The organism is Oceanobacillus picturae, assembly GCF_000612865.1.
Classification (GTDB): Bacteria; Bacillota; Bacilli; order Bacillales; family Amphibacillaceae; genus Oceanobacillus_B; species Oceanobacillus_B jordanicus.
Genome location: NZ_CCAX010000002.1, coordinates 430,982 through 449,372, shown reverse-complemented (window position 1 = coordinate 449,372; position 18,391 = coordinate 430,982). Strand labels below are relative to the sequence as shown.

Sequence of the window (18,391 nt, the reverse complement as noted above, 5' to 3'; positions counted from 1 at the left end):
AATCAGTGAGGGAAGAACGAAAACTCCCACTGATTGAAGTTTTACTTTATGTATTTTGGTCTAACAGCTGGCGGATGACGGCAGGGTAAAGATTGTGTTCTACTTGTTGGATACGTTTCTTGAGCATCTCTTCCGTATCCTCCGGGAAAAGTTCAACGGATTCCTGGGCAATAATTGGCCCCGTGTCAATGCCTTCATCGATAAAATGGACTGTTACCCCTGTCGTATCGACTCCTGCCTGATGCGCTTGTCCAATCGCATTCTTGCCCGGAAATGCCGGGAGTAATGACGGATGGATGTTGACTATTCTTCCTTCAAAAGCTCCAAGAAGATCTGTTCCCACAATGCGCATATAGCCTGCAAGGAAAATCCACTCGACACCAGCCTTATCTAACTCCTCAATTAGCTTTTGCTCATAGATAGCTTTCGACGCATATGCTTTAGGTTCAAAATTAAGGACCGGTACATCAAATTGCTCTCCCTTTTTTATTACTGTGGCACCAGGCTTATCACAAACGAGCAAGGCAACTTCAATTGGCAGATCATCGGCTTCCATTATCGCCTGAAAGTTGCTCCCTGTTCCTGATGCGAACACAGCGGCTTTGGTTTTCTTCATGAGCTAAAGTGCACTCCTTCATTTGGCACAACGGTTCCGATTATCGAAGCTTCTTCGCCATTTTGGAGAAGTTCTGCTATAACCCGCTCCGCATCTTCACGATTTACAACAAGCGCCATACCTATTCCCATATTAAAGACACCGTACATTTCCTCTTTTGCAATATTCCCCTGTTTTTGCAAAAAGGAGAAAATTTCAGGTACATCCCAGCTATTGGAGTCAATCTGGACGCCGAGTCCGTTTGGCAACATGCGTGGAAGATTTTCATAAAAACCACCACCCGTTATATGGGATATTCCTTTGACCGTATACTTTTCAACTACCTTTGTAACAGTTTTGGCGTAAATTTTTGTCGGTGTTAACAGCACCTCACCAAGTGGTTTCTGCAAATCGTAGCTTTCCTCCAAATCCAGATCAGCTACGATTTGGCGAACGAGCGAATACCCATTTGAGTGAATGCCGCTTGATGGGAGCCCGATAACGAAATCCCCTTCCGCAATCGCTTCACCTGTAACCAGTTTATCTTTTTCCGCAATCCCTACCACAAATCCTGCAAGATCGTATTCCGATGGATCATACATGCCAGGCATCTCCGCTGTTTCACCACCAATTAGTGCTGCACCTGAATCCACACAACCTTGGGAGATCCCTGCGACGATTTGCTCAATCATTTCGGGGTCGTTTTTGCCACATGCAATGTAATCTAAAAAGAAAAGCGGCTGAGCACCTTGAGCAACAATATCATTCACACACATCGCAACAAGGTCTATTCCAACAGAATCATGTCTGTTTAGGTCAAAGGCAAGCTTAAGTTTCGTGCCAACACCATCTGTACCGGAAACCATAACTGGTTCTTTAAATTGAAAAGATGTCAGTTCAAACAAACCAGCGAATGAACCAATTCCCCCAAGTACTTCTGGACGAGTCGTTTTTGCTATATGCTTTTGCATTCTTTCTACTGCCTCATATCCCTTTTCCACATCTACTCCGGCATTTTTGTATACTTCTGACATGGTTTGGCCACTCCTTTTTTGTCTTCCTTAACAGCTTGTAAACACAACCTCTTTTTGTCCATCTTCTTTCACTGGGTATTTACCGGTCATGCAGGCAGTACAAATGCCTTGGTTTAATGTTTTGTCTTTCACGATTGCCTTTTCAAGACCTGCTTCAGACAAATAAGCTATACTGTCAGCACCGATCTGTTCACAAATTCCCTCAAGCGTATAATTAGCAGCGATCAATTCTTTCCGTGTCGACATATCAATCCCGTAATAGCATGGATGCTGAATCGATGGGGAAGCAATGCGCACATGAACCTCTTTTGCTCCAGCTTTCTTGAGCATTTGCACAATTCTTCGGCTTGTCGTGCCTCTCACAATCGAATCATCAATCATGACAATCCGCTTTCCTTCCACAATTCCACGGACAGGAGAAAGCTTCATCTTCACCCCAAGTTCACGTAACTCTTGGGAGGGCTGAATAAAGGTACGGCCAACATAGCGATTTTTAATAATTCCCATTTCGTAAGGTAAGCCACTTTGTTCTGCATAACCAATTGCTGCTGATATGCTGGAGTCAGGTACCCCAATTACCATGTCTGCTTCTGTAGGTGCTTCTTTAGCAAGTTCAATACCCATCCTTTTCCGAGAGGCATGGATATTAACTAAATTCACATCACTATCAGGTCTGGAGAGATAGACATACTCCATTGCACACATCTTGCGTTGCTCGCGCATGGCAAATCGGGTGGAGCTTAATCCTTCATCACTAATGGTAATAAGCTCACCTGGTAACACTTCCCGTTCAAAGGTTGCCCCTATTTGGTCAAACGCACAGGTTTCTGAAGCAACTACATAGGCCTCCCCTAATTTCCCAATGGACAATGGACGAATCCCGCTCGGATCAAGTGCTACAAACATTTTATCTTCCTTCAAAATAATGTAGGCATAAGCACCGACGACCTTATTAAGGGCATTTGCGATCGTTTTTTCGGAAATTTCGTTGCCACTGCGTTTAATTAAATGTGCAAGTACTTCTGTATCAGAAGACGTTTGAAAAATGCTGCCTTCTTCCTCTAGCTCACCCCGCAATTTATGAGCGTTCATAATGTTTCCGTTATGTGCAAGCGCCATGCTGCCCGCTTGAGCGCGAAACAGTAATGGTTGGACGTTCTCAATTACTTTTCCACCTTGGGTAGAATAACGTACATGACCCACTGCTACTTTTCCGGATAGCTCATCGAAATCTGCGTGCTTAAATACATCATTAACTAATCCAAGTCCTTTGTATGGCTTTAGTTCGACACCATCGCTGGATACAATTCCTGCGCCTTCCTGGCCACGATGCTGCATGGAGTGCAATCCATAATAAGTAAGCTCAGCTGCCTTTTCATGACCCCAAATTCCAAATACGCCACATTCCTCGTTTATGCCTTTGATTTCAGCAAGCATGGAATAGCTCCCTTCCAAAGTTGGTGTAGCTCTTCTGTTTTTTCCTCAATGACTTGCGCACCATTAATCTGAATTCGGAAAGTTGCATCCTCTGTTACGATTCCAACCTGTGTTGCATCTTCGACTGTTTTTTCGAATTGTGCTTTCTTCTCTTCTTTTACTGAAATAATAAAACGTGATTGAGTTTCACTGAAAAGGATTGCCGTTGCATCGCCAGAAAATGTTGCGTCCACTCCCAGTCCCGCTCCATTAAATACACTCTCAGCCAATCCTACTGATAGACCGCCTTCAGAAACGTCATGTGCGGATTCTACTAAGCCAGCTTGTATTGCTTGAAGAATTTGTTGCTGCCTTTTGGCTTCTACCTCTAGGTCAATTTCTGGTGCTATTCCTTCGTATTTACCGTGCACGACATTTTGCAACTCACTGCCGCCAAATTCCGGAGCCGTTTCGCCAATAACATAAATGACATCGCCAGCTGCTTGAAAGTGGCTTGGTGTAATATGTTCTAACGACTCATGCAATCCAACCATACCAACGATAGGCGTTGGGAAAATCGACTTTCCTTGTGATTGATTGTATAAGGAGACATTGCCACTTATGACAGGTGTACGAAGGGCGGTACATGCTTCGCTCATGCCATCGACACTTTTTTCCATTTGCCAGAAGGTTTGCGGATTCGTTGGGTTACCAAAGTTCAATCCATCGGTTAAGCCGAGTGGCCTTGCTCCAGAGCAAACAATATTACGTGCCGCTTCTGCTACGGCAATTTTTCCGCCGACCTCAGGATCCAAATAAATGTAGCGTGAATTACAGTCGGTTGTGATTGCCAGTGCCTTGTTTGTTCCTTTAATCCGAACAACTGCTGAGTCAGACCCAGGTGTGACCACTGTATTCGTCTGGACCATGGAATCATATTGGTCATAGACCCATTCCTTGCTAGCTAGCGTAGGCTGCTGCAACAGCTGTTTCAGCATGCCGGCATGGTCTTCTACAACTACCTCAGGTGTGCCACTATTCTGAAAATCCTTGTAATAATCCGCTTCCTCTGATGGCATATGGTAGACAGGTGCTTCATCAGCTAAAGCATCCACTGGTATGTCTGCCATTACTTCTCCGTGCTGTTTAATACGGAAAACTTTTTCTTCAATTACTTGGCCTACTGCGACAGCTTGGAGACCGTACTTTTCAAACACATCGATAATTTCCTGCTCTCGGCCTTTTTTAACAACCATGAGCATTCTTTCCTGTGATTCAGAAAGCATCATTTCATAAGCATTCATGTTCTGCTCACGCTGTGGTACATTGTCTAAATTCATTTCCATTCCCGTTCCTGCTTTACTCGCCATTTCACTAGCAGATGAAGTAAGTCCAGCAGCCCCCATATCCTGCATGCCAACAAGCGCATCAGAATGAATAACTTCGAGACATGCCTCAATTAATAATTTTTCCATAAATGGATCGCCAACCTGTACTGCTGGTCGATCCTTGGCAGCATCTTCACCAAGATCGTCAGAAGCAAATGTTGCCCCGTGAATTCCATCACGACCTGTAGGTGCGCCAGCATAGAGTACTGTATTGCCAATTCCAGCTGCAATCCCTTTTTGGATCTCATCATGATTGATTAATCCTACACACATGGCATTTACTAATGGATTGCCTTCATAACTTTCATCAAATTGAACTTCTCCGCCTACTGTCGGAACCCCTACACAGTTTCCGTAACCGGCAATTCCATTCACTACCTCTGTAAATAGGTACTTCACACGATCTGTTGTTAAGTTTCCAAATCTAAGAGAGTTCATTAGCGCAATAGGACGTGCGCCCATGGAAAACACATCACGAATAATCCCCCCGACACCTGTAGCAGCTCCTTGATATGGCTCTACTGCTGACGGATGATTATGGCTTTCGATTTTAAATACAACAGCTTGATTGTCCCCAATATCAATAATTCCAGCACCTTCTCCAGGTCCTTGAATTACATGTGGCCCTTTAACAGGAAACTTCTTTAACAATGGCTTGGAGGTTTTATAGCTACAATGCTCAGACCACATTACAGAGAATATCCCTGTTTCGGTAAAATTAGGGCGACGCTTTAAGATATCTTTCACGAGGTCGTATTCCTTGTCACTTAAACCCATTTCTTGATACAGCTTGTCGCGTTCGATCTGCTCTGGATGTATATCATGTGTTTGCAACATAGGATTCCCTCCAATTTTTTACTACGGATTGAAATAACTTCACGCCATCGGCACTGCCTAATAATGCTTCAACAGCACGCTCAGGATGTGGCATCATGCCAAGGACATTGCCTTCCTCATTCCTAATCCCAGCGATATCTGCTACAGAGCCGTTCGGATTGTTTCGATATGTAAAAACGATTTGCTTATTTGCCTTTAATTTTTCTAATGTCTCTTCATCGCAGAAATAATTCCCTTCCCCATGGGCAATTGGGAATTGCACAACCTCACCTTGCTCATAAAGGGACGTAAATAGTGTCTCGTTGTTTTCGACTACTAACGGCTCCTGATGACACATGAAGGCAAGATTTTTATTACGCTGCATAGCGCCTGGTAAAAGGCCTGCCTCCAATAGGATTTGAAATCCATTGCATACCCCAAGTACAGGCTTTCCTTTTGAGGCATGTGCTTTAATTTGTTGCATAATCTCAGAGGTTGCAGCAACGGCACCTGAACGAAGGTAGTCTCCGTATGAGAACCCACCAGGCAAAAGAATAGCCTCATAGTCTTCGAGATTAGCAGATTGATACCAGACCAAATCTGCCTCCTCTTTAAGTACTTCCTTTACAGCATGGTACATATCACGATCACAGTTGGAACCAGGAAAAACAATTACCGCGAATTTCACGAGCGAACGGCCTCCTCCACCACAAAGCTGTATTCTTCGATTACCGGGTTTGCCAATAACTTATCACACATCTCTTTGACACGCTCTTCTAAATCAGGGCCTTCCTCAACCTGCAGTTCAATTGATTTACCTACCCTCGCCTGCTGAACTTCCTTGTAGCCAAGCGAATTTAGTGATTCTTGAATTGCTTTCCCTTGCGGATCTAACACACCTGATTTCAAGGTTACATTCACGATAACGTTTTTCATTGATTTGCCTCCAGTCGTTTTAAGATCTCTTCATAGACTTCCAGTAAATCTCCTGTACCTTGACGAAAAACATCCTTATCTAGTTTTTCCTCTGTTGTGATATCCCACAGCCTGCACGTGTCTGGAGAAATCTCGTCAGCAAGGATGATACATCCGCTTGCTAATCTACCAAACTCTAACTTGAAATCTACCAATGTAATATCGATTGCTGCGAATAGCTTTGTTAGCTGCTTGTTAATCTCCAACGCTTTGCGTTTAATTTCTTGTAATTCAGATGGGGTGACGTCACTTAGAAACAGGGCATGTTCTTCATTAATAAGTGGGTCACCAAGGTCATCGTCTTTATAGAACAGTTCCAAGATCGGTGGATCAAAAATAGTTTTTTCCTTAATACCAAGTCTTTTGGTAATACTTCCTGTTGCTAGATTTCGCACCACTACCTCTAGTGGAATGATTTCTGTTTGCTGCACAAGTTGTTCCGTCTCATTTAGGCGTTCAATAAAATGTGTTTCAATTCCCTGATCATGTAGAAAAGGAAAGATCCGGGCAGAAATTTCATTGTTTAATCTGCCCTTCCCAGTAAAAGTAGCTTTCTTTTCTCCATTAAATGCAGTGGCGTCATTTTTGTAGGACAGCACGAGCTGCCCATTCCTTCCTTCGGCTTGATAAATCTTTTTTGCCTTTCCTTCATACAGCAAGGAGCTTTTCAATTTATTCACCTCTTGTTAAGCCAATTTTGGTAAAGATGTGATCTACATTTTTCAAGTGATACGTGTAGTCGAAGCATTCATCGATTTCTTCATTGCTTAATTTGCTTGTAATCTGCTCATCTTGCTCAATTAGCTGTCTGAAAGGTGTCGCAGTCTCCCATGCTTGCATTGCCTTTGGTTGCACAATATCATAGGCAGCCTCTCTGGCCATGCCTTTATCGATCAGGGTTAATAACACACGCTGCGAGAAAATAACGCCATACGTACGATCTATATTCCGCTTCATGTTCTCTGGAAATACTGTTAAGTTCTTTACAATCCTGGAAAAACGATTCAGCATGTAATTAAGTGCAATCGTGGCATCTGGTAAAATGACACGCTCTGCAGAGGAGTGCGAGATATCACGTTCATGCCATAGCGATACATTTTCATAGGCTGTCATCATATAGCCACGAATAACGCGTGCCATCCCTGTCATATTCTCTGATCCAATTGGGTTTCGTTTATGAGGCATAGCAGATGAACCTTTTTGTCCCTTGGCAAAGAACTCCTCCACTTCACGGGTCTCCGTTTTTTGTAAGCCGCGGATTTCAGTAGCGAATTTTTCAATAGACGTCGCCACGAGTGCCAGTGCCGATACGTATGCTGCATGTCGGTCCCTTTGCAATGTTTGGGTTGAAACAGGTGCTGGAGAGAGGCCCAGCTTTTCGCATACATATGTTTCCACAAAAGGATCAATGTTGGCGTATGTTCCAACTGCTCCAGAAAGCTTTCCAAACTCGACTCCTTTAGCAGCTGCTTCAAAACGTTCTAGGTTACGTTTCATCTCCTCATACCATAGGGCTAACTTCAATCCGAATGTCGTAGGTTCAGCATGTACACCATGTGTGCGCCCCATCATAACGGTATGCTTGTGCTCTAATGCTTTGTTTTTCAAAATCTCCACAAACGCTGTTAAATCTTTGCGTAGAATTTCATTCGCTTGTTTAATTAAATAGGAAAGTGCCGTATCTACCACATCTGTAGAGGTTAGGCCATAATGGACCCATTTCCGTTCCTCGCCAAGTGTTTCCGATACAGCTCTTGTAAAGGCAACCACATCATGCCTTGTCTCCTGTTCAATTTCGTAAATACGCTCCATGTCGAAAGAGGCATTTTCGCGGAGCTTCTTCACATCCTCAGCTGGAATAACACCTAGTTCACTCCATGCTTCACACGCAAGGATCTCTACTTCAAGCCATGCCTTAAATTTATTTTCCTCTGTCCAAATGGAACCCATTTCTTCTCTGGTGTAACGTTCAATCATCGTTTTGCCTCCTCAAATTGTTGTAAGGTTTCTTCTATTTCTGCGATTGTTTCTGCAATGAAGGTGACATGCCCCATTTTTCGCTTCGTTTTGGCTTCGTCTTTTCCATATAAATGAACAAATCCAGCCCCACTCCGGGTCATCGCCTGCTGGATCTGATCCAGTTCCTCACCAAGAATATTAACCATCACTGCCGGCTGGTGCAAGCTAACTGGTGTAAGTGGCAATCCACAAATTGCTCGAATATGTTGGCCAAACTGGGAAATCGTGCATGCTTCAATGGTATAATGTCCTGAGTTATGCGGTCGTGGCGCCATCTCATTTAAATAAATGGCATTTTCCTTAACAAACATTTCGACTGCAAAGGTACCGACAATCTCCATTTTTTCTGCCAATGCGATTACTGCCTCATACGCCTTTTTTTCAACTGTCTCATTAACCCTTGCTGGAACAGTTGTTTTATATAAAATATGGTCGCGATGTTCGTTCTCGGCAATTGGAAATGTCGTCATTTCTCCAGACTGTGATCTAGTAAATACCACAGAAATTTCCTTATCAAATGTTATCCATTGTTCGATAATACAGTGCCCATGTTTTGTAGCAAAGTCAGCCACTTGGTCGATGTCCTCTGTTGTGTTAATTTTTAACTGTCCTTTTCCATCATAGCCACCACTGCATGTTTTTATCACGGCTGGTAAGGAAATATTCTCCAAAGCAGCTTTACAAGTGGCACCGTCCGTTACGATGGCAAATGCTGGTACATTCAAGTCTGCTGCTCTCATCATTTGTTTTTCTTTTTCGCGGTTTTGAGTAATTTCCAGTGCCAAGGAACCCTGTGGAAGCTTCCCATGCTCTTGCAAATAAACTGCCGCTTCTAAATCTACATTTTCAAATTCATATGTAATCACATCTGTTTTTTCTGCAAGCAGCTTTACTGCGTCCATATCATCATAAGCCGCTGTAATCTGTTCATCTGCCACCTGTGCAGTTGGGCAGTTTGGTTTAGGGTCAAGGACGATAATTTGGTATCCCATATAGCGTGCCGCAATGGCCATCATTCTGCCCAGCTGTCCGCCGCCGATTATTCCAATGGTTTGGGGAGGAAGGATCTGTTTAATATTTTGCAAGTTCATCCCTCATTTCCAATACTTTATCATGCATTTTTTCTCGGTAGGTATCAAGCTTTGCAGCCACATAGTCATCAACAGTTCCAATTATTTGTGCTGCCAAAATACCTGCATTCGTCGCACCTGCTTTCCCAATCGCTACTGTTGCGGTTGGGACACCACCGGGCATTTGGACAATAGAAAGTAAGGAATCCAATCCATTCAAAGCCTTCGATTCAACAGGGATTCCGATTACTGGAAGAGTCGTTTGCGATGCAACCATCCCCGGAAGATGAGCAGCACCACCAGCTCCTGCAATAATAACCTTTAACCCTTTATTCCGTGCCTCTTTTGCATAACGAAACATTTCATCAGGCGAACGATGTGCAGATATGACGTCCTTTTCGTAAGGAATTTGTAACTCCTCCAACACGTCACATGTATGCTTTAATGTTTCCCAGTCTGAGATACTTCCCATGATTACACCAACCATTGCCATATAAAAACCCTCTTTCTCTGACTTATATGTTAGAAAAACTCGCATTCGCTCGTCTTCTAGAGAATGTATAAGTTTTTCTTATACTTGGGACTTCAAAATTTTAACTACGTCGACATTGCTTCCTAGCTGAAATTTTATACTTTCCTAACGTGAAATAAAAAAAGTCCATTCTTATCCCTCGATTTGAGAGAAGATGAATAGACTTACCCCTTTGATACATGAAAACAGATCATTACGCTTGTAACGATTCATCTCCCCTCATAGTCCAGCATTTACGGCGCCGGGTAGAGACTTCCAAACCATATCTTCAGAAATATATGAGGTTCCGTATTTAATTGTTGCATTTAGCATAACAAAATCCTACGTGGTGTGTCAATATAGTTTTCGAACGTTGGTTTGTTAATTTTAGTTAATGTTCGGTTTTTGATTAAGGTTGAAGCTATCAAGTAGATTGGTATTCATAGAATAATGCATAGAAGCAACTAAGCGTAATTGTTGTTACGGAAATTATTATTTTAATATGATTTATATCGCCACAATTTCTAGGAACTTACTGGCGCGCCGCCATTTACGTGGATCACCTGGCCAGTTACATAGGAAGAATCATCAGAGGCTAAGTAGACATACGCAGGAGCAAGCTCGAATGGCTGACCGGCACGTTTCATTGGAACATCCTTGCCAAATTTAGTTGCGATATACTCAGCAGAGAAGCTCGCTGGAATGAGCGGCGTCCAAATCGGCCCTGGTGCGACGGCATTTACACGGATTCCTTTTCCTACAATATTTTGGGAAAGCGAACGGGTAAAGGCTACAATTGCCCCTTTCGTCGCAGAGTAATCAATCAGTTGCTCTTGCCCCTCATATGAGGTAATAGAGGAGGTATTAACTATTGCGCTGCCACTTTCAAGAAAAGGAAGAGCTGCTTTTGTTAAATAAAAGAAGGCATAAATGTTCGTTTCAAAAGTTGCTTTCATCTGTTCCTGTGTTATATCTTCCAATCCTGGTTGAGGAAATTGGACTCCATGGTTGTTCACAAGGACGTTAATCTTGCCAAAGTAACGCATTGTCTCTTCCACCACATGCCTGCAGTGATCCTCTTCTCGCAAATCCCCAACGATAGGTATGCAGGTCCTGCCCAACTCTTCGATTCGCTGTTTCGTACGATAGGCATCCCCATCTTCATAAGCATAATAATAGGCAATAACAATATCTGCCCCTTCTTTAGCAAAAGCGATAGCAGTTGCTGCGCCAATTCCACTGTCCCCACCTGTAATAATTGCTACCTTATTCTCTAATTTTCCAGACCCTCTGTAACCTGGATTTTCAATAATTGGTCTTGGCGTCATTAACGATTCAATCCCAGGCTGTTGTGGTTGATGCTGTGGTGGAAATTGTGTCGGCAGCTCCTCTGGATCGATGCCTTGGTTCGGGTAATAAGTCATGTTCATCCTCCTTCAACTTTTCCATGCATGCAATCAGCCTATTCCGCGAGCTGGGCTTTTGTTCATCATGATGATTGAATTCGAGTATGGGGGGGCAAGGTCTTTGTATCAGGAGAGGGGGAGTTTCTATCGACTAGTTTGGCGATTTTATCAATCAGTTCGGAGCCCCTATCGACCAGTTTGGCTGTCCTATCAATCACTTCGGCCCTCCTATCAATCACTTCGGCCCTCCTATCAATCACTTCGGCCCTCCTATCAACCTCTTCTCCTTTCCTATCAATCACTTCCGCTCCTCTATCAATCAGTTTAGGGATCTCACTACACTGGATCATAAAAAAGTGAGCCAGTATTAGGCTCACTCGTTGTTGTTTGGTGTATTTTTAGGTGGAGTTGGTTTGGCCTGTACTGGTGGTACAATCGGCCCGCCAGTTCTTGCTGCTTCGGCAGCTTTTTTAGGGTTGGCCAGCCGACTTTTACGTACTTGCTTCACCCAGAAACCACCATGAATTTGCTTTGGTTCATAAGCAATAATAAATGCTTTTGGATCAATTTCTTTAATGGTCTCATACAAACGTAATTCGTATTTTCTTGGTGTTAGGATTTGCATGGATAGACGGTCGCCATCCATCCCATAGGCAAACCAGCTCGTAACACCGTAGCCTTTGTCTCTTAGCTTCCTAGTAAATTCAATATCTGGGTTCGAGGAAATTACGTTGACTGTAATGTAACCAAGGGCCAGTTTTTCTTCAATTTTCGATCCGACCACTACCCCGATCCCAAAACCAATTGCATAGGCAATTAAATTCTGGATTGCATCTAAGTTATCAAGTACTAGCCCTAGACCGAGTACATATATAACAATTTCAAACATGCTTACAAAAGCAGCAATATATCTTCTTCCCTTAAGCGTAAGTATCATCCTGACCGTAGATAACGAGACATACACAATATTGATCACTAAAATAATAGCGACCATCATAAGTGCACTATTTGACAATATAAAAACCTCCTAAATCTAAGTTCCTATTAGAAAAACTCGCATTCGCTGTCCCTTTAGAGAATGTGTACGTTTTTCTTATACTTGGCACCTTAAAATTTCAACTGCGTCGACTTTGCTTCCTTGCTGAAATTTTAAACTTCCTAATGTACAACAAAAATATATCTATTTCATATCATCTAGAATACATGATTTCTAGATGATATGAAATGATCAGGTTAGTTCAGTACCATTTTTTACCGATTTGTTCAACTAACAATCAGTGGGGCACCCCACTAGTTGAAGTTTCACTTTATCTGCACCCCATTTTATTCTGGGCATATGATACAGAAAAAGTGTATGGCGAGGTGAAATAATGGACCCTTTTAAACAGATGGGTGATTGGAAAAAAAACATGGATCAATTTTTTGGTGATAATTTTTGGGATGAATTTGAAGGTATCATTAAACCTAACATTCCACAAATTAACCTTTACCAAACAGAACATGAGCTTTTCTGTGTTTTAAATATTCCTGGGTTACATGATTTGGAGAAGATTGATATATATGCTGACATGGCTACGCTAGAACTAAGAGGAGTCATTGATCTTGAATTTGGTGGCGGGCAAGTTATAAAGGAAGAAATTCTGCAGGGCGCCTTTGAACGGCAAATTTCACTCCCTTTTCCAGTACGTTCCGATAAAATAACCGCAACCTATCGCAATGGGCTCGTCTATATTCGTTTACACCGACTCATTTCTGAAACAAGCAATAAACGAAGAGTAAATGTTAGGTTATTGGAGGATGAATAAAGAGTAGTGGTGTTATTCATAAGACATCAAGGCAATACTTAGAAATTTGTTAAAGCCAATCTTTTTTTAAGAACTGAAATATACTTCCTATTAATAATGTAAAAAGGGAAATGTACAAAAATGTACACTTCCCTTTTTTCTAAAAAATTCCTATTGAAGCAAATACAATAGCAACTGCAACAGAGATTACTGGTATCAATACAGCGACAACAAAGATATCTTTATAGCTATCTTTATGTGATAAACCTGTTATCGTTAAAAGCGTTAAGACGGCACCGTTATGAGGTAGTGCATCTAAACCACCTGAGGACAGGGATGCAATTCTGTGGAATGCCTCGGGTGAGATGGCGCTATTCATGGCAATATCATAGTATTTTGAACCCAATGCCTCGAGTGCTATTCCCATTCCTCCAGATGCTGAACCAGTAGCACCTGCGAGGATATTAACTGCTACCGCCTCAGAAATTAATGGATTCCCCTTTATTCCCATCAGCATTTCCGTGAGCTTATCAAACCCTGGGACAACCTTTACCACAGTTCCAAAGCCGACAGCCGCGCTTGTGTTTATAATCGCAGTAACAGAGCCCACCGCTCCACCATTAATTGCTTTAACAAAACTTTTAAATTTGTGGAGATTAAGCAGCATAATTAGTACAATACCTGTCAGAAGAGCTAATACAATGTCCCATTTAAATACATTTAAGGTGACGAGCACGGATATAAGTGGTAGTAGAGAAAGGAAAAAGTTTGGTGTGTTCCCTTCTTCATCTGTCATGTTTTTATCTTTAGGTTCCGTAAAGATCTCCCCGTTATTGGTTAGTTTCTTTTCTCTCCAACTTAGATAAAAGTACCCGCCTCCAGCCATCACAATTGTGCCAATAATCCCCATTATTGGTGCAGCCATTGGATCGGTCTTAAAATAATCCATTGGGATCAAATTTTGAATTTGCGGAGTTCCAGGGACGGCTGTCATGGTGAATGTGAAGGCACCAAGCGCTACGGTAGCCGGGATTAGCCTCCTACTAATGTTAGCCTCCCGAAATAACGTTAAAGCAAGTGGAAAAACCGCAAATACTACAACAAATAAACTAACGCCACCATATGTTAAAACTGCAGCAGATACCAATACTCCGAGGATTGCCCGCTTGGTTCCGATAATTTTTGTCAACGCTACTGCCACTGACTTTGCCATACCTGTGTTTTCCATAAGCTTACCAAATATTGCACCTAACATGAAAACCGGAAACCAAGCCTTCGCAAAGTCAACAAAACCTCCCATATACGTATCCTTATATGCGTCTAATAGATCGAGACCACCAGTTAACGCTACTACCCCTGCTGCAATTGGCGCTACCCAAATAATAGACCAGCCAAGATATGCTAAAGCCATTAAAACAATAAGTCCCAGTATAATTCCTAACATAAAACTTCTCCTCCACCCGTTTCTAATTTTTAAGACTTAAAATTACAAATAGACTGCCCTTAATCATTACATAAAAAGGCTACCCCAAAGCCTCTATCCACCTATCATTATTGAGCTGTGTAGCCACCGTCGAGGACGACCGCTTGCCCTGTTATTCCTTTTGCCTTATCACTTGCCAAAAACATAGCATAGTCGGAGATTTCCTTAACTTCCAACAACCGTTTTTGAGGAACCAATGGATATAAAACTTCTTCCAGGACTTTTTCTAATGGTACATTCCGGTTCTTCGCTAAATCTTTAAATTGCCCACGGACAAGTGGTGTGTCTACATATCCCGGACACATGGCATTTACTGTTATTCCATCTGCTGCACCTTCTAAAGCGGCTACTTTGGTTAGCCCAATAACACCATGTTTTGCACTGTTGTATGCAGCTTTACCTGAGAAGCCAATAAGGCCATTAATGGAAGCCATATTTATAATTCGCCCTGACTTTTGCTTTTTCATGATAGGAAATACGTGCTTTGTTGCCATAAAAGGTCCAACAAGCATCACTTTGGTAATAAACTCAAACTTCTCTGTTGAAAATTCCTCCAATGCCGCAACATGCTGTAACCCCGCATTGTTAATGAGAATATCCAATCTGCCATATTGCTCCACAGTTTTGTCGATGGTGCTTTGCAATTCCTCTTCTTTTGTTACATCACATTTCAGCCCAATGCAATCATATCCCTGACTTTTTAATTCATCGGTAACCTCGTTTATCTTTTCTTCATTCACATCTGTGAAGGCTACTTTTGCTCCATGCTTTGCGAACTCCACGCCAATCTCATACCCAATTCCACTTGCTGCCCCGGTTATATACACCACTTTGTTTTCTACCATTTTTTAATTCCTCCCTACTGTTTAATATGTGGCCACTTTCAGTTCATCTGAAATACGTAAGGTTACATTCGTTGATTCAATAACTTCTTCTACAGTCCACCCTTTCGCAACCTCCATCAACACAAGGCCATCCTTTTCCACATCAATGACGGCACGCTCTGTTATAATGCGGCTTACCACCCTTTTCCCTGTCAATGGTAGTTGACATTGTTTTACTATTTTGGATGCGCCTTCTCTGTTCACATGCTCCATCACAACCACGATTTTTCTTGCACCATGCACGATATCCATCGCGCCACCCATCCCCTTGATCATCTTGCCAGGGATCATCCAATTGGCTAGATCTCCATTTTCGGATACTTCCATCCCGCCAAGAATTGCAAGGTCCAAATGCCCTCCACGAATCATGGCGAATGATTCGGCACTATTAAAAAAGGAAGCACCCGAAGAAGCAGTTACTGTTTCCTTCCCAGCGTTAATTAACTCGGGATCAACCTCTTCCTTCAAAGGAGACACCCCTATTCCCAATAACCCATTTTCTGATTGAAGAACTACCTCCTTATCCTGTTGAATGAAATTAGCAACTATAGTAGGCATCCCAATTCCAAGGTTTACGTAGTAACCGCTTACAATTTCTTGTTCAGCTCTTTTCGCAATTGTCTCTCTAACCAAACCCTTATCGATTTGTTTTAACATCCTTTACTACCTCCCAGATATAAGTCATTATGCTTCTTGTTTAACGGTTAAGCGTTCTATTCTCTTTTCCTGCTTTCCTTCAATTAATCCGTCAACATAAATTCCAGGAGTATGCACTTGCTCCGGATCGAGGAATTCCGCCTCAACGAATTGTTCCACCTCTGCGGTCGTCCTTTTTCCTGCCGCAGCCATCATAGGATTAAAATTACGTGCGGTTTTGTTATAGATTAGGTTTCCACTTCTATCTCCAAATGCTGCTCGGACAAGACTGAAGTCTGCTTTCAGTGCTGTTTGAAGCATGTAATCACGTCCCTCAAAGCTGCGAACTTCTTGGCCTTCAGCAATTGGTGTGCCAACGCCAGCAGGGGTGTAGAACGCTGGTATCCCTGCACCAACTGCACGAATCCTCTCCGCTAATGTTCCCTGAGGAATGAGTTCGACTTCTAGTTCCCCTGATAAAACCTGTCGCTCGAATTCTTTGTTTTCCCCAACATAGGAACCGATCATTTTGTTAATCTGGTTATTTTTAAGTAATAAACCAAGCCCCCAATCGTCCACACCACAATTATTTGAGATAATAGTCAGGTGCTTTACTTTGGATTCTACTAATGCTAGTATCAGGTTTTCTGGGATTCCAACAAGTCCAAATCCGCCAACCATTATCGTGGAGCCATCTTTAATCTCCGTTACTGCCTCTCGAAAAGATTTATACACCTTTTTCATGTCATGACACTCCCTTCATCCTATATAAGCAAAAAGCGTGCCAACTTTTATTAACGATAAAAAGCCCGCCGTTATGGTCTTTTTCCTTTTCAACTTAAAGCACTGTTCCAGATTCATGGAAAAAAGTTATTGCTCACATTATGAAATTCTTTACATAAATAAACAAAAATAAAAATTCCACGTTACCGGAAAGGATTCCGATATTATGGAATTTAATTAAGCCCATATTTTTTTATCTTTTCGTAAAAGCTAGACTTTCCTACGTTAAGCATCTTTGCTGCTTGTATCTTATCTCCATTACATTTCTTTAAAGCATTTTGGATTGCTTGTTTTTCTGTTTTTTCAAGAATTACCTTCAAATCATCGGTTGGATGGTTATGTGGAGCTTCACTCAGCAAATGAGCAGGTAAATCATCCGTTCCAATCGTTTCCTTGCTCGTTAAATGAACAGCTGATTCAATCACATTCTCAAGTTCCCTTATATTTCCTGGCCACTGATAGTGCATAAAACACTCCCAAACTTCAAAGGAAAAATCCATCACCCGCTTACCCGAACGTTTAGTCACTTTATCTAAAATAAACTTAGATAAAATTCTTATATCTTCTTTTCTTTCCCTGAGCGAGGGGATTTGTAGTTGGATGACATTTAAACGATAGAATAAATCTTCGCGAAATCGATTCTCTTCTATCATTTTTTCCAAAGATTGGTTTGTAGCAGCGATAATTCGTACATCAACCTTTTTCGGTTTCGTTGCTCCAATTGCTTCTACCTCTCCTTCTTGTAGGGCACGGAGAATTTTCACCTGTGCTCCTAAAGGCATATCCCCAATCTCATCCAAAAATAATGTACCTCCATCTGCCAATTGGAATTTTCCTAATTTGCCTCCCTTTCTCGCATCCGTAAATGCCCCTTCCTCATAACCAAAAAGCTCCGACTCCAATAAATTCTCAGGAATTGCCGCACAGTTCACCTTAATTAAGGCTTTCTTATTGCGTTCGCTTAAATGATGAATACTATGCGCAAACAGTTCCTTCCCTGTGCCGCTCTCTCCTGTAAGCAGGATAGAAACATCGCCTGGCGCTACTTTTTTTATTTTAGTCTTAATTGCATTCAGCTTTGGAGAGCTCCCGACTATGTCATGAAGGGAGTATGTATTACCATATTGATCCCGTACTTGTTTGCGATAATGTTCTAGTTCCAGTAAAAGATCCTTTATATGACTATTCATGTTTAGCCATTCTTCTGTATCACGGTAAAGCACGGTACCAACTGCCCCGACCACTTTTCCTTCCGAGCGTACTGGAATTCTATTCGCTATCATATGGTTTCCCCGAATATATTGCAGGTCAGCTATTTCTTCCTCACCACTCCTCGCAACAATGTGCATTCTTGTATTTTCGATGATCTCTGTAACATGTGCACCAATAGCTTCTTCCTTCGTTACGTCAAGAAAATGACAGTAGCTGTTGTTTAAATAAGTAATCAGCCCCTCACTATTTACAACAACTAGACAATGATACGCATTTTCGAAAACGGTTTCAAAAATCTCATCTTTATATTCTTCCTTAAAAGGTAGCATGAACACATCCCCCTTATTAGAAAAACTCGCATTCGCTCGTCTTTTAACGT

At 42.1% G+C, this 18,391-nt stretch carries 18 protein-coding genes and 1 riboswitch; of the genes, 1 reads left to right on the top strand and 17 read right to left on the bottom strand.

Annotation, left to right across the window (positions count from 1 at the left end; translation table 11 throughout):
* Positions 1 to 46: 46 nt before the first annotated feature.
* The 12 genes from purN to BN988_RS13245 all read right to left on the bottom strand — a co-directional run bounded on the left by purN (position 47) and on the right by BN988_RS13245 (position 12,227).
* Entirely contained in the window at positions 47 to 616 is a 570-nt protein-coding gene (gene purN / locus BN988_RS13305; protein WP_036577263.1) for a phosphoribosylglycinamide formyltransferase, read from the bottom strand.
* On the bottom strand, positions 613 to 1,629 hold the full coding sequence (purM, locus tag BN988_RS13300; protein WP_036577262.1) for a phosphoribosylformylglycinamidine cyclo-ligase: 1,017 nt from the start codon (positions 1,627 to 1,629) through the stop codon (positions 613 to 615). The genes purN and purM overlap by 4 nt, the downstream gene beginning before the upstream one ends.
* A 27-nt stretch (positions 1,630 to 1,656) precedes the next feature.
* Positions 1,657 to 3,066 carry an amidophosphoribosyltransferase gene (purF, locus tag BN988_RS13295; protein ID WP_036577544.1) on the bottom strand — a complete coding sequence of 470 codons (1,410 nt, stop codon included), beginning with the start codon at positions 3,064 to 3,066 and terminating at the stop codon, positions 1,657 to 1,659.
* Positions 3,042 to 5,270, bottom strand: coding sequence for a phosphoribosylformylglycinamidine synthase subunit PurL (purL, locus tag BN988_RS13290; protein ID WP_036577261.1), 2,229 nt, complete (start codon positions 5,268 to 5,270; stop codon positions 3,042 to 3,044). The genes purF and purL overlap by 25 nt, the downstream gene beginning before the upstream one ends.
* Entirely contained in the window at positions 5,254 to 5,937 is a 684-nt protein-coding gene (gene purQ, locus BN988_RS13285) for a phosphoribosylformylglycinamidine synthase subunit PurQ (RefSeq protein ID WP_036577260.1), read from the bottom strand. The genes purL and purQ overlap by 17 nt, the downstream gene beginning before the upstream one ends.
* Positions 5,934 to 6,185 carry a phosphoribosylformylglycinamidine synthase subunit PurS gene (gene purS / locus BN988_RS13280; RefSeq protein WP_036577259.1) on the bottom strand — a complete coding sequence of 84 codons (252 nt, stop codon included), beginning with the start codon at positions 6,183 to 6,185 and terminating at the stop codon, positions 5,934 to 5,936. Before purS ends, purQ begins: the two co-directional genes overlap by 4 nt.
* A complete protein-coding gene (purC, locus tag BN988_RS13275; RefSeq protein ID WP_036577258.1) occupies positions 6,182 to 6,895 on the bottom strand; it encodes a phosphoribosylaminoimidazolesuccinocarboxamide synthase in 714 nt (237 codons plus the stop codon). The genes purS and purC overlap by 4 nt, the downstream gene beginning before the upstream one ends.
* A 1-nt stretch (position 6,896) precedes the next feature.
* Complete coding sequence (gene purB, locus BN988_RS13270; protein WP_036577257.1) at positions 6,897 to 8,201, bottom strand: adenylosuccinate lyase; 1,305 nt, start codon at positions 8,199 to 8,201, stop codon at positions 6,897 to 6,899.
* Entirely contained in the window at positions 8,198 to 9,328 is a 1,131-nt protein-coding gene (purK, locus tag BN988_RS13265; protein ID WP_390620605.1) for a 5-(carboxyamino)imidazole ribonucleotide synthase, read from the bottom strand. Before purK ends, purB begins: the two co-directional genes overlap by 4 nt.
* Positions 9,315 to 9,806 carry a 5-(carboxyamino)imidazole ribonucleotide mutase gene (purE, locus tag BN988_RS13260; RefSeq protein WP_036577255.1) on the bottom strand — a complete coding sequence of 164 codons (492 nt, stop codon included), beginning with the start codon at positions 9,804 to 9,806 and terminating at the stop codon, positions 9,315 to 9,317. The genes purK and purE overlap by 14 nt, the downstream gene beginning before the upstream one ends.
* Before the next feature lie 241 nt (positions 9,807 to 10,047).
* A riboswitch (purine riboswitch) is annotated at positions 10,048 to 10,147 on the bottom strand.
* 201 nt (positions 10,148 to 10,348) lie between these two features.
* Positions 10,349 to 11,254, bottom strand: a complete 906-nt coding sequence (locus BN988_RS13255; protein WP_051557941.1) for an SDR family oxidoreductase — start codon at positions 11,252 to 11,254, stop codon at positions 10,349 to 10,351.
* A gap of 349 nt (positions 11,255 to 11,603) precedes the next feature.
* Entirely contained in the window at positions 11,604 to 12,227 is a 624-nt protein-coding gene (locus tag BN988_RS13245; RefSeq protein WP_390620610.1) for a DUF2179 domain-containing protein, read from the bottom strand.
* 373 nt (positions 12,228 to 12,600) lie between these two features.
* Here BN988_RS13245 and BN988_RS13240 point away from each other — a divergent pair, with 373 nt between their 5' ends.
* On the top strand, positions 12,601 to 13,035 hold the full coding sequence (locus BN988_RS13240) for an Hsp20/alpha crystallin family protein (RefSeq protein ID WP_036577253.1): 435 nt from the start codon (positions 12,601 to 12,603) through the stop codon (positions 13,033 to 13,035).
* 139 nt (positions 13,036 to 13,174) lie between these two features.
* Here BN988_RS13240 and BN988_RS13235 read toward each other — a convergent pair whose 3' ends face one another.
* From BN988_RS13235 to BN988_RS13215, 5 genes are all read right to left on the bottom strand, one after another.
* Complete coding sequence (locus BN988_RS13235; RefSeq protein WP_036577252.1) at positions 13,175 to 14,458, bottom strand: GntP family permease; 1,284 nt, start codon at positions 14,456 to 14,458, stop codon at positions 13,175 to 13,177.
* Between the two features lie 107 nt (positions 14,459 to 14,565).
* Positions 14,566 to 15,342, bottom strand: a complete 777-nt coding sequence (locus BN988_RS13230) for a 3-hydroxybutyrate dehydrogenase (RefSeq protein WP_036577251.1) — start codon at positions 15,340 to 15,342, stop codon at positions 14,566 to 14,568.
* 21 nt (positions 15,343 to 15,363) lie between these two features.
* Positions 15,364 to 16,038: a 3-oxoacid CoA-transferase subunit B gene (locus BN988_RS13225; protein ID WP_036577250.1), complete on the bottom strand. Its 675-nt coding sequence runs from the start codon at positions 16,036 to 16,038 to the stop codon at positions 15,364 to 15,366.
* 27 nt (positions 16,039 to 16,065) lie between these two features.
* Positions 16,066 to 16,761 (bottom strand): CoA transferase subunit A, encoded by a 696-nt coding sequence (locus BN988_RS13220; RefSeq protein ID WP_036577249.1) that lies wholly within the window; start codon positions 16,759 to 16,761, stop codon positions 16,066 to 16,068.
* A gap of 212 nt (positions 16,762 to 16,973) precedes the next feature.
* The gene (locus BN988_RS13215) at positions 16,974 to 18,341 is read right to left on the bottom strand and encodes a sigma-54 interaction domain-containing protein (protein WP_036577248.1); all 1,368 of its coding nucleotides are present in this window, start codon (positions 18,339 to 18,341) and stop codon (positions 16,974 to 16,976) included.
* Positions 18,342 to 18,391 lie beyond the last annotated feature (50 nt).

Coding starts and splice junctions, on each gene's coding strand:
- purN (WP_036577263.1), bottom strand. CDS start 616: ATGAAGAAAACCAAAGCCGCTGTGTTCGCATCAGGAACAGGGAGCAAC.
- purM (WP_036577262.1), bottom strand. CDS start 1,629: ATGTCAGAAGTATACAAAAATGCCGGAGTAGATGTGGAAAAGGGATAT.
- purF (WP_036577544.1), bottom strand. CDS start 3,066: ATGCTTGCTGAAATCAAAGGCATAAACGAGGAATGTGGCGTATTTGGA.
- purL (WP_036577261.1), bottom strand. CDS start 5,270: ATGTTGCAAACACATGATATACATCCAGAGCAGATCGAACGCGACAAG.
- purS (WP_036577259.1), bottom strand. CDS start 6,185: ATGAAAAACGTTATCGTGAATGTAACCTTGAAATCAGGTGTGTTAGAT.
- purB (WP_036577257.1), bottom strand. CDS start 8,201: ATGATTGAACGTTACACCAGAGAAGAAATGGGTTCCATTTGGACAGAG.
- purE (WP_036577255.1), bottom strand. CDS start 9,806: ATGGCAATGGTTGGTGTAATCATGGGAAGTATCTCAGACTGGGAAACA.
- BN988_RS13255 (WP_051557941.1), bottom strand. CDS start 11,254: ATGAACATGACTTATTACCCGAACCAAGGCATCGATCCAGAGGAGCTG.
- BN988_RS13245 (WP_390620610.1), bottom strand. CDS start 12,227: ATGATGGTCGCTATTATTTTAGTGATCAATATTGTGTATGTCTCGTTA.
- BN988_RS13240 (WP_036577253.1), top strand. CDS start 12,601: ATGGACCCTTTTAAACAGATGGGTGATTGGAAAAAAAACATGGATCAA.
- BN988_RS13235 (WP_036577252.1), bottom strand. CDS start 14,458: ATGTTAGGAATTATACTGGGACTTATTGTTTTAATGGCTTTAGCATAT.
- BN988_RS13230 (WP_036577251.1), bottom strand. CDS start 15,342: ATGGTAGAAAACAAAGTGGTGTATATAACCGGGGCAGCAAGTGGAATT.
- BN988_RS13225 (WP_036577250.1), bottom strand. CDS start 16,038: ATGTTAAAACAAATCGATAAGGGTTTGGTTAGAGAGACAATTGCGAAA.
- BN988_RS13220 (WP_036577249.1), bottom strand. CDS start 16,761: ATGAAAAAGGTGTATAAATCTTTTCGAGAGGCAGTAACGGAGATTAAA.
- BN988_RS13215 (WP_036577248.1), bottom strand. CDS start 18,341: ATGCTACCTTTTAAGGAAGAATATAAAGATGAGATTTTTGAAACCGTT.